General features: G+C 64.7%; 13 protein-coding genes. 8 read left to right on the top strand and 5 right to left on the bottom strand.

What is annotated here, in order from left to right; all coding sequences use genetic code 11:
- Nucleotides 1-41 precede the first annotated feature (41 nt).
- On the top strand, nucleotides 42-1,532 hold the full coding sequence (locus tag FQ755_RS13485; RefSeq protein WP_144154919.1) for an amidase: 1,491 nt from the start codon (nucleotides 42-44) through the stop codon (nucleotides 1,530-1,532).
- A 102-nt stretch (nucleotides 1,533-1,634) separates the two neighbouring features.
- On the opposite strand, the gene FQ755_RS13480 is transcribed toward FQ755_RS13485, so the two are convergent.
- The 4 genes from FQ755_RS13480 to FQ755_RS13465 all read right to left on the bottom strand — a co-directional run bounded on the left by FQ755_RS13480 (nucleotide 1,635) and on the right by FQ755_RS13465 (nucleotide 5,133).
- Nucleotides 1,635-1,946, bottom strand: coding sequence for a high-potential iron-sulfur protein (locus FQ755_RS13480; protein WP_144154917.1), 312 nt, complete (start codon nucleotides 1,944-1,946; stop codon nucleotides 1,635-1,637).
- Between the two features lie 143 nt (nucleotides 1,947-2,089).
- Nucleotides 2,090-3,196: an NAD(P)/FAD-dependent oxidoreductase gene (locus tag FQ755_RS13475; protein ID WP_144154915.1), complete on the bottom strand. Its 1,107-nt coding sequence runs from the start codon at nucleotides 3,194-3,196 to the stop codon at nucleotides 2,090-2,092.
- A 336-nt stretch (nucleotides 3,197-3,532) separates the two neighbouring features.
- Nucleotides 3,533-3,835, bottom strand: coding sequence for a DUF4148 domain-containing protein (locus FQ755_RS13470; RefSeq protein WP_144154913.1), 303 nt, complete (start codon nucleotides 3,833-3,835; stop codon nucleotides 3,533-3,535).
- A 320-nt stretch (nucleotides 3,836-4,155) separates the two neighbouring features.
- Nucleotides 4,156-5,133, bottom strand: coding sequence for an AAA family ATPase (locus FQ755_RS13465; RefSeq protein WP_144154911.1), 978 nt, complete (start codon nucleotides 5,131-5,133; stop codon nucleotides 4,156-4,158).
- A 313-nt stretch (nucleotides 5,134-5,446) separates the two neighbouring features.
- On the opposite strand from FQ755_RS13465, the gene FQ755_RS13460 reads away from it, so the two are divergent.
- The gene (locus FQ755_RS13460; protein WP_144154909.1) at nucleotides 5,447-5,938 is read left to right on the top strand and encodes a hypothetical protein; all 492 of its coding nucleotides are present in this window, start codon (nucleotides 5,447-5,449) and stop codon (nucleotides 5,936-5,938) included.
- 28 nt (nucleotides 5,939-5,966) lie between these two features.
- Nucleotides 5,967-6,773 carry an endonuclease/exonuclease/phosphatase family protein gene (locus FQ755_RS13455; protein WP_144154907.1) on the top strand — a complete coding sequence of 269 codons (807 nt, stop codon included), beginning with the start codon at nucleotides 5,967-5,969 and terminating at the stop codon, nucleotides 6,771-6,773.
- A gap of 36 nt (nucleotides 6,774-6,809) precedes the next feature.
- Here FQ755_RS13455 and FQ755_RS13450 read toward each other — a convergent pair whose 3' ends face one another.
- Nucleotides 6,810-7,778: an aldose 1-epimerase gene (locus FQ755_RS13450; protein WP_144154905.1), complete on the bottom strand. Its 969-nt coding sequence runs from the start codon at nucleotides 7,776-7,778 to the stop codon at nucleotides 6,810-6,812.
- Between the two features lie 281 nt (nucleotides 7,779-8,059).
- On the opposite strand from FQ755_RS13450, the gene FQ755_RS13445 reads away from it, so the two are divergent.
- The 5 genes from FQ755_RS13445 (at nucleotide 8,060) to FQ755_RS13425 (ending at nucleotide 14,315) form a co-directional block, all read left to right on the top strand.
- On the top strand, nucleotides 8,060-9,112 hold the full coding sequence (locus FQ755_RS13445; protein ID WP_144154977.1) for a LacI family DNA-binding transcriptional regulator: 1,053 nt from the start codon (nucleotides 8,060-8,062) through the stop codon (nucleotides 9,110-9,112).
- Between the two features lie 114 nt (nucleotides 9,113-9,226).
- Nucleotides 9,227-10,252, top strand: a complete 1,026-nt coding sequence (locus FQ755_RS13440; RefSeq protein WP_144154903.1) for an ABC transporter substrate-binding protein — start codon at nucleotides 9,227-9,229, stop codon at nucleotides 10,250-10,252.
- Nucleotides 10,253-10,669: 417 nt separating this feature from the next.
- On the top strand, nucleotides 10,670-12,298 hold the full coding sequence (locus FQ755_RS13435) for a sugar ABC transporter ATP-binding protein (RefSeq protein WP_144154901.1): 1,629 nt from the start codon (nucleotides 10,670-10,672) through the stop codon (nucleotides 12,296-12,298).
- Nucleotides 12,288-13,301: an ABC transporter permease gene (locus FQ755_RS13430; protein ID WP_144154899.1), complete on the top strand. Its 1,014-nt coding sequence runs from the start codon at nucleotides 12,288-12,290 to the stop codon at nucleotides 13,299-13,301. Before FQ755_RS13435 ends, FQ755_RS13430 begins: the two co-directional genes overlap by 11 nt.
- Nucleotides 13,302-13,352: 51 nt before the next feature.
- On the top strand, nucleotides 13,353-14,315 hold the full coding sequence (locus tag FQ755_RS13425; RefSeq protein WP_144154897.1) for an ABC transporter permease: 963 nt from the start codon (nucleotides 13,353-13,355) through the stop codon (nucleotides 14,313-14,315).
- The last annotated feature ends 346 nt before the right edge of the window (nucleotides 14,316-14,661 follow it).

Below are 14,661 nucleotides of genomic sequence, written 5' to 3'. Positions count from 1 at the left end.
GCTTTCTATTGACCGTAGCGAACTCACGAGGCGCATCCCGCGTGCTATCCGACTACCTGGCCCATGACGCAATCGGCCTCGCCAAACTGGTTCGCACGCGCGAAGCCAGTGCGCGGGAATTGCTCGATGTCGCCATCGCGCGCGCCGAAGCCGCCAATCCCGCCATCAACGCCCTCGTCCTCAAGGACTACGACGCGGCGCGCCAGCGAGCCTCGCGCGCCGACGCCCAGCCGCCAGGCGACGCGCCGTTCGCGGGCGTACCGTATCTGATCAAGGATCTGGGCGCGCCGGTCGCCGGTTTGCGGATGTCGATGGGCAGCCGCCATTACCGCCACTATGTACCCACCGCCGACGCGCCCGTCGTCACCCTGGCGCGGGCCGCCGGCCTGAATATCTTCGCCAAGACGAGCACCTCGGAGCTGGGTCAGATGCCCTACACCGAGCCCGAACTGTTCGGACCGTGCCGTAATCCGTGGAGTCTCGACCACACGCCGGGCGGCTCGAGCGGCGGCGCGGCAGCGGCCGTCGCCGCGGGCATCGTGCCGCTCGCGCATGCCTCCGATGGTGGCGGCTCGATCCGCATTCCGGCTTCGTGCTGCGGCCTGTTCGGCCTCAAACCGTCGCGTGGACGTGTGCCGGGTTTGTACGCGCCCGTACCCGGCGAGCTGGGCGTCGATCACGCGGTCTCGCGCAGCGTGCGCGACAGCGCCCTGCTGCTCGACTTCATGAGCGGACACACGCAGCAGCAACCGATCGGCGCACCCGGCACGTTTCTCGGCGCGGTCAGCGAACCATGCCGGCCGCTGAGCATCGCCTACGTGACGGACCCGATGCTTGCCCCGACGCTATCCGTCGATGTGCGCGCGGCGCTCGACGACGCGGCGAAGCTCGCGGCGTCGCTCGGTCATCATGTCGAACCGGTCACACTGGGCATTGATTTCGCAGCGGTGCGTCACGCCTTCCTTATGCTCGCGTCCGTAACGACGCGCGACATGGTGCTGAACGCCGAACGCATTACGGGCCGCAAACCGTCTCGCGACGAATTCGAAATTGCCTCCTGGGCGATGGCGCAAATCGGCCGCAAGCTCGGTGAGCGCGCCTTGCCCGCCGCGCTGGAAGAGCAACGCCGCATCACCGTCAAGCTCACGGATCTGCTGTCGCGCTACGACGTCATTCTTTGCGCGACGCTGGCCGCCGCGCCCATCAAGATCGGCGAGATGCAGCCCACGCCGGGCGAGCGCATGCAGATGCGCGCCGTCAGTGCGATGCCGCTCGAACCGCTCCTACGAAAGATGCTCGCAGAAGCCGCCGACAAAGCGTTCGCCTGGGCTGGCTGCACGGAGGTGTTCAATCTGAGCGGGCAACCGGCGATGTCGGTGCCGCTTTACTGGAATGCGCGCGGCTTGCCGGTAGGCGTGCAGTTCGCGGCGCGCGAGGGTGGCGAAGCCACGCTATTGCGGCTCGCCGCGCAACTGGAAACGGCACGGCCCTGGTTTTCCAAACGACCGCCGCTGATGCCGGCACGCGCCTGAACACAAACGCAATGGCGGTTCGCTGACGAGGCGCTGCGCTCAGGCGTGGTCTGCTTGCGACGCACGCCATAAGCGGCATACGTCGCGTCGCCTCGCCGTATCTCACGCCTTCTTGTTATAAGCGCTGCACCAGCCTTTAGCCGATACCTGCTTGCCGCCGAACATCGGGCAGCCGCCCCACGGATCGGACGCCTTGCCCTGGTAAAAGCTGCAATTGCCGCAATCCTGGCCGGCAGCGTATTTCGCATACTTGGCTTTGTCGACCTGGGTGGCGTCCTGCTTGTAGCCGAGCGCCTGCGCGGTCGGATCGGCTTCGGTGAGTTTGGGTGCGTCGGCGAAGGCCTGGCGCGACAATGCGAACGTCGACGCAACGCCGATGCTCGTAATCAGAAAAGTACGACGGGATGACTTCATGGGGACTCACTCCATTTGTATTGGACTCGACGCCGTTCTATCGACAGCGGTCCCCAAGCATAGCAACGAAGCCCCCATGCGTGATGGCTCAAATGATAGAGATAAGCGAATCGCTACTTCAGGCCTGTCAGCGCGCTTTCTGGCTAGGCGCGCCCGGCCAGTTCGCAGACGCGCTGCGCGATCGCGAGGCACGCGGTCAACCCTGGCGACTCGATGCCGAACAGGTTGACGAGACCACGCACGCCGTGTGCGGCGGGTCCCTGAATCACGAAATCGGCGGCGGGTTCGCCCGGCCCGGAGAGTTTCGGACGAATGCCGGCATAGGCCGGTTGCAGTGCGCCGTCGGGCAAAGCAGGCCAATAGGCGCGAATCGCCGCGTAGAAGGAATCGGCTCGCCGCGGATCGACGTCATAGTTGATCGCGTCGACCCATTCGACGTCCGGACCGAAGCGCGCCTGGCCGCCGAGATCGATGGTCAGATGCACGCCCAGACCCGCCTCGTTCGGCATCGGATAAATCAGGCGGCTAAACGGCGCGCGCCCTGAGATGCTGAAGTAGTTGCCGCGCGCCAGATACAACGGCGGCACGTGCCGCGCGTCGAGCCCGCGAATCTTGCGCGCCAGGGCATTGGCCTGCAACCCCGCGCTATTGATCACGCACGCCGCGCTGATCGTGGTGGGCGCCGCGCCGCCGACCTTCACGATAAAGCGGCCGTTATTCGACTCGATGGCTTCGATCGGCGCATGGAACGCGCATACCGCGCTGTCGCGTTCGGCGTCGCCCTGAAGCGCCAGCATCAATTGATGACTGTCGACGATTCCCGTGCGCGGCGAGAACACCGCCTCCACGCATTCGAGCGCCGGTTCCAGCGCCTGCGCCTCGGAACCGCTGATGCGCATCAGGTCGAGCACGCCGTTTTCCTTGCCGCGCGCCATGATGCTTTCGAGCTGCGGAATCTGATTGCGCGAGGTCGCGACCAGCAGCTTGCCGCAACGCGAATACGGCACGCCGTGTGCCTCGCAGTAGTCGTAAAGCATCTCGCGGCCGCGCACGCACAGCGCCGCCTTCGCCGAGCCGCGCGGATAGTACAGGCCCGCGTGAATCACCTCGCTATTGCGCGAACTGGTGCCCACGCCAATGGCTTCGGCCGCTTCCAGCACGATCACTTCGTGACCGCGCGCCGCCAGGGCACGCGCCACCGCCAGGCCCACGACACCGGCGCCAATCACCACGCATTCGATTTGATCCATGTCTCTTGACGCGGCGTTTCACACCGCGCGCTGCCTCGTCCACCTGATGAAGATGAAGACAGGGTGCGGCCGCTGCTGCGGCTCGCTGCTCGCTGTCGAACGTACCGGCAAAATTGTACGACGTGGCACAGAAACGAATGCCCGCAGTCGCAACGACTGCGGGCATCGGATCGGGAGCCAGTCCTGATTCTGTGTTCAATCTATGTGCCGGACGCTTCAGTGTACGCCGTAGCAGGCCGTACCGCTCGTTTCTCACGAGCCGAGGTGAGGCGTGGTGTTCTGGTGGGATGCGCGCAATGCGGCAGATCGCGTCGTCAAACGCGCGGCCCGGTCCGCTCAGTTCTGCACGGCAGGGCGATTGAGCGAGGCGTCACGCTCGAGCCCGGTATGGATCGTATTGATCTGCACGCGCGGCACCGTGTAGCCGCCGGTCGCGAACCGCGCCGGATAGGCCGGGTTATTCGGGTTCATGCTCAATTCACCGTCGGCGCGGGCTTGCGCCAGTTCGGCTTTGACGTCGGCGCGGGTCTTCGGGCCGTTCGTCACCGTGGCGGCGGTGTCGCTGCTCGCGAAGGCGGGCACTGTGACAGCGGTGGAAATCAGCACGGCGGCGAAAGCGGCAAAAGAGGCGAGTTTCATGATGGGTTTCCAGATTCGTCAGTAGCGGTCAAGCGCGTCTGAGATGCGGCGTCGTGGCGTTTAACGCGTCGCATCTTTGGTAACCCAGTGTAGGCCAGGACTATCGAAAAATTATTCTGATTGGACCAATTTACAGTTGCGGTGGGAAGAACAATCAAAACGGCTGAGCGTCACATTTGGCGGGGCTGCATTCGGCTGCATTCGGCTGGACTCGGTGCATTCATATCGCACGCTTCGCTTTCACCAATGACTCACCCATGAAAAAGCCGCCTTTGCAGGCGGCCTATGTGGAGACAAAACGAACGACCTGCGCCAGCCGCTCAAAAGCCGATCGGTTTGCGCCGGTTGCCGTAATCGAGCCGGATATCGTCCGCGCCGATCCAGTCGCGCTCATCGATGCGCGCCGCGCCGAAACCGTTCAGGATCGCGCGACGCATTTCGCGCGGCGACGCCAGCTTCAAGGCATCGAGCGCGGCCTCGCCCAGCTCGACCGGGAAGCGCAGGCCCCAACCATGCGCCGAGCGGATTTCATCGTAGATGGATTGCGCGATGCGACGCGCACCGGCATGATCCGGCGGCGGGATTTCGTAGACATTCATGCGGTTGAGAATCGGCTCGGGAATCGAGCGCGCGTCATTCGCCGTCGCGATCCAGATGACATGGCCCGCGTTGATCGGAACCTCGGCGAATTCGTCGATGAAGGTCTGCGCCGTGTCGTGCTCCAGCAGCGCGTACAGCGCGCCGAGCGGGTCGTATTGCGAGTCGCCGGTCGCCTTGTCGATTTCGTCGACCGCAATCACCGGGTTTGCGTAGCTGCCGTGCACCAGCGCGTCGAAGACCTTGCCGGGCTTGGCATTTTTCCACTGCGACGACGCGCCCGAGAGAATCCAGCCCGCCGTCAGCGAACTCATCGCCACGTAGTGATACGAAGTGCCAAGCAGCCGCGCGAGTTGCTTCGCGAAATGCGTCTTGCCGATGCCGGGGTCGCCAAGCAACAGAATTGGCATCAATTCGAGCCGGTCCTCGGTTTCGAGACATAGTGCGACCTGCTTGCGCACGTCGTCGAGCGGCTCGCTGAAGTTGGGCAGCGCCTCGACGAGGTCGTCGATGGAAGGCATGCGGTTCGGCTTGACGCAAAAGCGCAGATTGCCGATTTTCAGCATCTTTTCATAAGTGGCGCGCAGCGCGTCGTTCGCGCCTTCGCCGAGATCGTTCAGCGCGGTTTCCACCCGCTCGAGGTCGTAGACCTTGCTGAAGGACGCCACCGCGATTTCCTGTTTGACCATTGCTGTTGTCATCGCTCACCCCCGTTGTGATGGTCTTGCGGCTACGACGCCGCTCGGGCGTCGTCTCAGCTTCAGTGTAACGAGGCAATATTCGCGTGCAAGCCAGCAGCCATGCGGGTCTGCTGCTAACACGCGCGACCCTGTGCGCGGCGCGATCCTTGCTGAAATCACAATCCTGTTGAACAAACCGGCGCCGTCCCCATGTGAAATGGATTGTTGCTGAACCTGGCCCCAACATTGGTGTCAGACAGGACGTATGCCCATCAGGCGTAAGATGGGCGCCTGTCATCCTGGCGGACCCAGTGCTCCCGGAGAGTCGTCAATTATGTGGAAATCCAGTCTCGTCGCCGTCCTGTGCAGCACCTCGCTGCTTGCCCAGGCCCAGCAGCCCGCCACGCAGCAGGTCGTGCAATGGCAGTTGCAAGTGGTGCGCGACGGTCAGCAGATCGATGCCTTCGAAGGCTCGACGACAGTCGGCCAGGCGCGCACCGATACGCATCACCAGGTCGTGCAGCACAATGTCGGTTGCAAGGACGCGCCCGGCGGCAGCATCGATCTGTCGCGCACGCTGACGATCTCGCCGCTGCAGGCCGACGCAAATCAGGTCACGCTCGCCATCGACGCGCAGGAAACCTTCGAGGACGACAGCGCCCAGCAAACCGATACCGGTTGCAAGCTGCCGCCACAGCCGCGCCAGGTGAGCGCCAATCATCCAGGACTGCAGGTGCAGGCGGGACAATGGTCGACGTGGCAGATCGTCGACAAGAATCCGAGCCTCGTGTACCGGGTCCGTGCGAGCCTCGCCGACCATTCCTGATCTCAACGAACACGGTGGACCACGCGGCATGCGAAACCCCGAAGAACTCATCCGCGAGAACGCGCAGCCGAAGCAGCCGAAAGACTTCATCGCCGTCAGCTGGAACCTGCACAAGGGGCGCACGCCGCTCGGCTTTCAGGCGTGGCAGGCGATGCAACGCTGGGTGCAGTCGACCCATGCGGACGCCTACTTTCTGCAGGAAGCGATGGCGCGCCGCATGCCGACACCGGTGCTCTCCGGCGGCTTCGGCGCGCAGCTGCGCGATCCCGTCGACGACGTCTGGCATTGCCAGGCCACTGAAATTGCCCGCTCGCTGGAGTTGCAGATCGCGCTGGGGCAGAACGTCTTCAAGCCGTCGTGGCGGCACGGCAATGCGATTCTCTCGCCGCATCCGCTCGATCTCGGCGGCCGCTGGGACATCTCCGCGCACCGCTTCGAAAAGCGCGGCCTGCTGATGGCGCGCGCCACTTTCGCCGGCCATTCGGTGACGCTGCTCTGCGCGCATCTGGCGCTCACGCGCGCGGCGCGCCTGCGGCAAATGAACTGGATTGCTCACTGGATCGCCAAGGAAGCGCCGGAAGGGCCACTTGTGCTCGCCGGCGATTTCAACGACTGGCGCAATGACTCGGTGCCGCTCTTCGGCGAACACGGCATGTATGAAGTGGCGACCCTGCTCGGCGAATCGGGACGAACCTTCCCGGCGTTTTCACCGGCGCTCGCGCTCGACAAGATGTTCGTGCGCGGCATGAAGCCGGTCGAATGGATCCAGCCGGCGCAGGAGACCGCGTGGCTGTCGGACCATTTGCCGTACATGGCGCGTTTGCGGGTCGAATAGCGCGCCTCGCGCGGCGTCCTACGCCTCGTTCTCGTTCTACACGCGCTGCGGCATCCAGTGCACGCTCGCCGTGATCTGCTCGTCGGGCATCAGCACACAGCCGCCCACATGGTCGGGCGTGTCGTCGGCGTTGAAGCAATCGGTGGTGTTGGTCACCGGTTCGACACACAACAGCGCCTCGCTCGACGGCGCAAACACCACCAGATGATCGAACGGCGCCTGGGCTGTCAAGGTCAGCTGACGGCCTTCGTCCGGCCACGCGATCGTCGCGCTGCGCGACCAGCCGGCGAAGTTATTGTCGAGATCGTAGGCGTCGGCGGACATCCCTTCGCGCATCGCATCGACGGCCGGATGCGGGCCGAGGTGGGTCGGCAGGACTTCCGGATCGGCATGCCACATGCCTTGCACCTGGGCGTGCACGCGGGTATTGCCGGTGCGCGGGTAATACGGATGATGCCCCATGCCGAACGGCATCGGCCGGCCGGCCAGGTTGTGCGCGGACAGGGTCACGCGCAACGTATCGCCCACCAGTTCGATGCGCTGCATTGCACGATAACGAAACGGCCAGTCGCCGGTTGCCTGCGGGTCGGGCTCATGTTCGAAGTGCAGTTCCACCGAACTCGCCGTGCGCGCGCCCACCCCCCACGGACGACGCCACGCGTGACCGTGCAGCGCGTGCGCGAACAGATTGCCGTCGCCAGCGAGATCGACGGTCTGGCCAGCGAATTCGAAGCGCGCATCGCGGATGCGGTTGCAATACGGCAGCAGCGGAAAGCTCGCCATGCGCAGCGGATTGCGCGCGGCAAGCGCCTCGTCCGTAGCGGGCCGCAGCCAATGCACCGGCCCGGCCGCCGCAGCCTCGTAGTACGCCGCGATCGCGCCGCCCACGTGCGGCGCCACCAGCGCACGCATCGTGCCGCTCGCGAGCGCGATCAAGGCGGGGTCGTGGAGCTGAAACGCCTCTATCGCGGTGGGCCGGATCGGATTCAAGGAAACTTCGCGCATGGTGAGATAGAAAAGGCCGTAGGCGGAACGCGGCCAGGATGGCCCCGCGCGACCGAGAATCGCACGTCGCAACCCTCAGGTCAATATTATTAGTAATATTCTATTCAAAAGACCATTACCGAAAACCCCCGCCGCACGTCCCAAATGACGGGTTTCTGCGCGTTGCCGACCGCATAATATTAGTGGTACCGTCAGCACGACCATGCTTCGGCATTCCCTGTTTTTGCCGCCGCGCGAGCGCGGCCCGCACAATGAAAAAATCGACTCAACGCCGTCCCACGATGACCGACATCGCCAAGATAACGGGCGTGTCGCAATCGACGGTTTCGCTGGTTCTGAACAACGCGACCGGCGCGAAATTCTCCGAGACCACCCGCAACAAGGTGCTCAAGGCGGCGCATGACCTGGGCTACCGGCTCTCGCCGCGCGAACCGGTGCTCGCCTCCAAGGACGAGCGCAATCTGATCGTCTACCTGGCCGACGAAATCTCGACAAGCCCGCATCCGGTCGTCAACGTCGACGGCGCGCGCGACGCGGCCTACGCGAGCGGCAAGATGCTCGCGGTCTACTCGACCCACGGCAACGCGGACATCGAACAGCAGGTGCTCGAAACCACGCTGTCGAACCCGCATCTGTTCGGCGTGATCTACGCCACGGTCTATACCCGCAAGGTGAGCCTGCCGGCCGCGCTGTCGCGCGTGCCCACCGTGCTGCTCAACTGCTACACGAGCGAGGGCGGCCAGTCGTCGGTGGTGCCGGCGGAAGTGGCGGGCGGCCATATCGCCACCGAATATCTGCTCAATGCGGGTCATCGGCGGATCGGCTACATCAACGGCGAGCCCTGGCAGGATGCGTCGAAAGACCGTCTGAAGGGCTACCGCACCGCGCTCGCCACGGCCGACCTGCCGTTCGCCCCGGAACTCGTGCGCGACGGCGACTGGAGTTCGGGCGTCGGCTTCGAACACACGCTTTCGCTGATGCGCGAGGCGCACCCGCCCACCGCGATCTTCTGCGCTAACGACCTGACCGCGCTCGGCGCCATCGAGGCCATCAAACAGCTTGGCCTGCGGGTTCCCGAAGACGTTTCCGTGCTCGGTTACGACGACCAGGAAATCGCCCGGCACACGCATCCGGCGCTGTCCACCGTGGTGCTGCCGAACTACGAGCTGGGCCGCTGGGCAGTGGAAACCCTGCTGCAGGAAGAACAGAACCGCGCCGCCGGCGCGCCGGTGCGGCACCGCATGGTGAAGCTCGACGGACCACTCGTCGAACGCGCCTCAGTGAGGGTAATTACCGAGGCAAAACAGCCCGTAATTAATAATATTAGTGATTGACCGATAATAATTCCAGGTGGAATAATCGGCACGTCCGGTCATTGGTGCGGAAGGTGCCGACCGGCAGCAGAAGTACCAAAAAGCAAATACACATCCCAGGCACTGGAGGAAGACATGGCATCGCTCAAACGGCAATTGCGCGGACAACGGACGGCCCGGCCGACCGCATTCCCGCTGGCTGCATCACTTGTGGCACTGGCACTCGGTTTTGGCGTCGCAACGGCCCACGCCGACGACGACGCGCTGCCCAAGCTGCCCAACAAGACTCCGCTGAAGGTCGGCTTCGCGCAGACCGAAAGCAACAATCCGTGGCGTCTCGCGGAAACCAAGAGCATGAAGGACACCGCCGCCAAATGCGGCTGGCAACTGGTCGTCACCGACGCCAACGGCTCGAACTCGAAACAGGTTTCGGACATCCAGAACATGATCGCGCAGCACGTCGATCTGCTGGTGTTCCCCCCGCGCGAGGAAAAGCCGCTCTCGCCGATCGTCCTGCAAGCCAAGAAGGCCGGCATTCCGGTGATTCTGGTGGACCGTGACGTCGATCACTCGGTCGCCAAGCCGGGCCAGGACTACATCACCTTCATCGGCTCGGACTTCATCAACCAGGGCCAGCGCGCCGCCGACTGGCTGGTGAAAACCACCAACGGCAAGGCCAAAATCATCGAACTTGAAGGCACCACTGGCGCTTCGGCGGCCAACGATCGCAAGAAGGGCTTCGACGACGTGATCGCCAAGCATCCGGACATGCAGATCATCGCCTCGCAAAGCGGCGATTTCGCCCGCGACACCGGCCGCAAGGTAATGGAAACCCTGCTGCAGGCGCATCCGGACGTGACCGCGGTCTACGCGCATAACGACGAAATGGCGCTGGGCGCGATTGCCGCCATCAAGGCCGCCGGCAAGCAGCCGGGCAAGGACATCCAGGTCGTGACGATCGACGGCACCAAGGGCGGCATGGACGCCATCGCCGCCGGCGAACTCGGCGCGAGCGTGCAGTCGAGCCCGTTCTTCGGCCCGCTCGCCTGCGACGTCGCCCAAAAGTACGCGAAGGGTGAAAAGATCCCGACGTGGGTCAAGGTGTCCGACCGCTTCTACGACAAGAGCAACGTGCAGCAGAACATGCAGTACGGCTATTGATGCCGGGCCGGCCGCCGGCACGCTCGCGGGAATGCAGCAGCACCCGGCGCAGCGACACCGGCGGCTGGCCGCAGCCAGTCCCCCTGGAGTCAATCGCCCCCCGCAGGAACTCTCCCCGCGGGTTCCAGGACTGAAGCGCCCGCTCAGGCGTTGCGCCCCAGAGGTGGTCCCCTTTTGGGGCTCACAGGATGCCTGAATGACATCCCGCGTGTGGCAGGCAGGTCGACTGCTGCACGCGGGAGGCGCCTTGCAGTACGACGTCCCCTTTCAGTCTCCGAGGGGGACGGGAAGGGTTCGGAGCGACGCGTCCGTGCCACGACGGGCCGTCGCTTCGCTTTGTCTTACGGACTACTATGGGTAGATGGCGCGGGCCGCGCCGCCGCCCCGATGCCAAGCCTCTGCAGCAGGAGAATTGACGTGACGCAATCCGGCAGCCCCACGCCGCCGTCTCCCAGCGCCGGGCGTTCGCCGCTCTTGGAGATGCAGGACATCCAGATCAGTTTCGGCGGCGTGCCCGCCTTGCGCAACGCCAATCTGAGCGTCGCCGCGGGCGAAGTGCATGCGCTGATCGGCCAGAACGGCGCCGGCAAATCCACCATGATCAAGATTCTCACCGGCGCGTATCGGCGCGGCGGCGGGACGGTGCGTTTCGAAGGCCGCGAGATCGATTTCCGCACGCCGAAGGAAGCACGCGAAGCGGGCATCAGCACGATCTATCAGGAGATCAATCTGGTGCCGTTCCGCTCGGTGGCGGAGAACATTTTTCTTGGCCGCGAACCGCGCCGCTACGGTCTGATCGACTGGCGCGCGGTGCAGCAACGCGCGGCCGCGCTGCTGGAATCGTTCGGCCTGCAGATCGACGTGAAGAAACCCGTGCGCAGCTATTCGACCGCCATCCAGCAGATGGTGGCGCTGGCGCGCGCGGTGTCGTCGGATGCGAAGATGGTCATCATGGACGAGTCCACTTCGTCGCTCGACGAACGCGAAGTGGAATTGCTGTTCACCGTGGTGCGCAAACTGCGTGACGACGGCCGCGCGGTGATCTTCGTCTCGCACCGGCTCGACGAACTTTACGCGCTGTGCGATCGCGTCACGGTGATGCGCGACGGCCAGACCGTCGCCCAAAGCACCATGGCCGAAATGGACAAACTGCAACTCGTCACGACCATGCTCGGCCGTTCGCTCGCCGCCGTCGTGCAGGACGACGCCACTGCACGCGAAGCCAATCTGGCCCGCCGCGGCGCACAGGTGATGGCGGCGCACAACCTGAGCGCCCATCCGAAGGTAAGCGACGTCTCGCTCGAAGTTCATGCGGGCGAAGCCGTGGGCCTCGCCGGTCTGCTCGGTTCGGGCCGCACGGAGACGATGCGGCTGATGTTCGGCGCCGATCCGCTCGAGCACGGCACGCTGTCCATCGGCGGCGCAAGCATCGCGCTGAAGTCGCCGCAGGATGCGATCGCGCGCGGCCTCGCCTATCTCACCGAAGACCGCAAGGGCGACGGCATCGTCCCCGAACTGTCGGTGCGCGACAACCTCACGCTGGTGTGTCTGCGCACGCTTGCCAAACACGGCATCGTGGACGTGAAAAAGCAGCAGGTCATCGTCGACCGCTTCATCGCCTCGCTCGGCATCAAGCTGCGCTCGGCGGATCAACCGATCCGCGAACTGTCGGGCGGCAATCAGCAGAAGGTGCTGCTCGCCCGCTGGCTCGCGGCCGAACCGTCTTTGCTGCTGCTCGACGAGCCCACCCGCGGCATCGACGTCGGCGCCAAGGCGGACGTCGCGAAGATCGTGCGCGAACTGCGCGACGCCGGACTGGCGGTGCTGCTGTCGGCGTCGGAACTGGAAGAACTCACCGCCGTGGCGGATCGCGCCGTGGTAATCCGCGACGGGCGCACCGTCGCCGAACTGAATGGCGCGCAAATGAGCGAAAGCAGCATCATGGACGCCATCGCCTACGGCAGCGATGGCGCTTCGCCAATCGCCGAAGCCGCTCACACGGCCCACATCGAAGACGCGCTGGAGGGCGACCGTCATGGCGCTTAAGTCGCTCAAATCATTAGGCAACGAGGCGGCGCAACTGGCCGCCCCGGATCCCGCAGCGGAGCAGCGCGCGAAAAAGCGCCATCGCCTCACGATCCAGCGCGAAGTCATCGTGCTGCTGGCGATGCTGGTATTCAATCTGCTGTTCACCCAGCACTTCTGGTCGCTGCAAACCTTCAACGTCAACCTGACCCAGGTGGTGACGATCGTGATCGTCGGCATCGGCATGACGCTGGTGGTCGCGACGGGCGGCATCGATCTGTCGGTGGGCGCGTCGATGGCGATTTCCGGCGCGCTGGCGCCGATGCTGTTCATGAACATTCCCGGTCCCGGCGGCATTGCGCTGGCGTTCGTGCTGCCCGTGATCGCGGCGGCGGCCTGCGGCGTCTTCAACGGCTTGCTGGTGACGAAGCTCTCGGTGCAGCCGATTGTCGCCACCCTGGTGCTGTTCATTGCCGGCCGTGGCATTGCCCAGGTGGTCACCGACGGCAGCCTGCAAGCCTTCGACAACCCCGCCTTCCAATGGATCGCGCTCGGCAAGGTGGGCGGCGTGCCGTTCCAGGTGCTGCTGATGTTCGCGCTGGTGGCACTGTTCGTGTGGGTGGTGCGCAAGACGCTGTTCGGCCAATACCTGCTGATCACCGGCGGCAACGAAAAAGCCGCCTACCTGTGCGGCGTGCCGACGACGCGCGTCAAGCTGATCGCATACACGATCTGCGCGGCGCTCGCGGGTCTCGCCGGACTGATCTCGATCTCGGTGAATTCGTCTTCGGATGCGAACGTGGTCGGGCTTGGCATCGAACTCGATGCGATCGCCGCCGTGGCGGTCGGCGGCACCGCGCTGACGGGCGGCAAGGCGTATATCGGCGGCACGCTGATCGGCGCGCTGATCATCCAGTTGCTGCGCTTCACGCTGCTTGCGCACGGCATTCCCGACGCGGCCGCGCTGGTCGTCAAGGCCGGCATCATCATCGCGGCTGTGTATGTGCAACGGCGCTCGCGCTAACGGCGCCATGATCCCGCCGAGCGCGTTTCCCAAGACTTCGGACCCGATGCGATGAAAAAGAATCTCCCCATCCTGCTCGCGCTCGTCGCGCTCGTGGTGCTCGGACTCGTGCGCTACGACCACTTCGGCTCGGCCTACAACATCAATTCGTTCTGGCGCTACAACTCGATGTTCGCGCTGATTTCGGTCGGCATGGCGTTCGTGATCATCACGGGCGGCATCGACCTTTCGGTGGGCACGGTGGCGGCCATGTCCAGCGTCGTGGCCGCGCTCACCAGCACCTATGGCGGCTGGGTCGCCGTGCTGGCCGGCTGCGCGGCGGGGCTGGTCGTGGGCGTGCTGAACGGCATCATCATCACCCGCCTGAAGATCCTGCCGTTCATCACGACGCTCGCCACGAGTCTCGGCGCCCACGGCATCGGTCTGCTGCTCGGCAAAAACGACGCGGTCTCGATTGCGGCGGATTCGAACTTCGGCGCCTTCGGCCAGGGCGACCTGTTCGGCCTGCCGATTCCGGGCATTGTCGCGGTGGTGGCGGCCGTGGCCGGCTGGCTCGCGCTGCGCAGCACGCGCTTCGGACGGCATTCGCTGGCGATTGGCGGCAGCGAGGAAGCGGCGCGCCTGATGGGTCTGAACGTGGATCGCACCCTGGTCATGGCTTACGCGGTAAGCGGGCTGCTGGCCGGCATGGCGGGCGTGATCCTCGCGGCGCAATTCGGCGCGGGCCAGCCCAACGAAGGCGTCGGCTGGGAACTGTTCGCGATCTCCGCCGTGGTGCTGGGCGGCACGCTGCTGACCGGCGGCGAGGGCTCGATTGCCATGACGATTGCCGGCGTGCTGCTGCTCGGTCTCGTCTTCAATCTGCTTAACTTCGAAAACGGCCTCGGCTTCATCAGCCTGTCGGCCTACTGGCAATCGGTGATTCGCGGCGTGTTCCTGTTGCTGGTGATCGTCATGCAGGCGCGCGTGCTGAAGCAGCGTGGCCGCAAGAAGAGCACGGCCGTGGCGGCCTGACGGTCCCGATCGTCGGCAAAAGCGGGCTGCAGGGGCGAACAGGTTGTTCGGCGGTCTTTCGCCCGTTTTGCCCGGCTTCGGCCCGTTTTCGTCGTGTTTTTGCCTCATTTTGGCCGGTTTTCCAGTCCCGTCAGCAGGGTCAATGCTGCACTGCGCGACGGCTTTCTGTATCATCCCGAAAACTTGTCGTCAGGACGCGCGCCTACCGGCACGCGATCCGGTCACCGGACGGCGAACCGCACCACGCGAATTTCGCCCCTCGCCGTACCGCTGCCGAACCCCGGCCGTACCTCGCCGACGTGCTCCGCTGCGTGCAGTTACGACGCCGAAGCCGCAAGTCCGGCAA

The sequence above is a fragment of the Paraburkholderia sp. BCC1885 genome, assembly GCF_900996235.1.
Taxonomy (GTDB): Bacteria; Pseudomonadota; Gammaproteobacteria; order Burkholderiales; family Burkholderiaceae; genus Paraburkholderia.
Note: the sequence above shows the minus strand (reverse complement) of the source record. Positions and strands in the feature narration are given on the sequence as shown.

Bases quoted from the DNA above. Each gene is read 5' to 3' on its own strand.
- FQ755_RS13430 (WP_144154899.1), top strand. From the start codon at position 12,288: ATGGCGCTTAAGTCGCTCAAATCATTAGGCAACGAGGCGGCGCAACTG.
- FQ755_RS13470 (WP_144154913.1), bottom strand. From the start codon at position 3,835: ATGAAACTCGCCTCTTTTGCCGCTTTCGCCGCCGTGCTGATTTCCACC.
- FQ755_RS13460 (WP_144154909.1), top strand. From the start codon at position 5,447: ATGTGGAAATCCAGTCTCGTCGCCGTCCTGTGCAGCACCTCGCTGCTT.
- FQ755_RS13440 (WP_144154903.1), top strand. From the start codon at position 9,227: ATGGCATCGCTCAAACGGCAATTGCGCGGACAACGGACGGCCCGGCCG.
- FQ755_RS13475 (WP_144154915.1), bottom strand. From the start codon at position 3,196: ATGGATCAAATCGAATGCGTGGTGATTGGCGCCGGTGTCGTGGGCCTG.
- FQ755_RS13425 (WP_144154897.1), top strand. From the start codon at position 13,353: ATGAAAAAGAATCTCCCCATCCTGCTCGCGCTCGTCGCGCTCGTGGTG.
- FQ755_RS13445 (WP_144154977.1), top strand. From the start codon at position 8,060: ATGACCGACATCGCCAAGATAACGGGCGTGTCGCAATCGACGGTTTCG.
- FQ755_RS13465 (WP_144154911.1), bottom strand. From the start codon at position 5,133: ATGACAACAGCAATGGTCAAACAGGAAATCGCGGTGGCGTCCTTCAGC.
- FQ755_RS13455 (WP_144154907.1), top strand. From the start codon at position 5,967: ATGCGAAACCCCGAAGAACTCATCCGCGAGAACGCGCAGCCGAAGCAG.
- FQ755_RS13480 (WP_144154917.1), bottom strand. From the start codon at position 1,946: ATGAAGTCATCCCGTCGTACTTTTCTGATTACGAGCATCGGCGTTGCG.
- FQ755_RS13450 (WP_144154905.1), bottom strand. From the start codon at position 7,778: ATGCGCGAAGTTTCCTTGAATCCGATCCGGCCCACCGCGATAGAGGCG.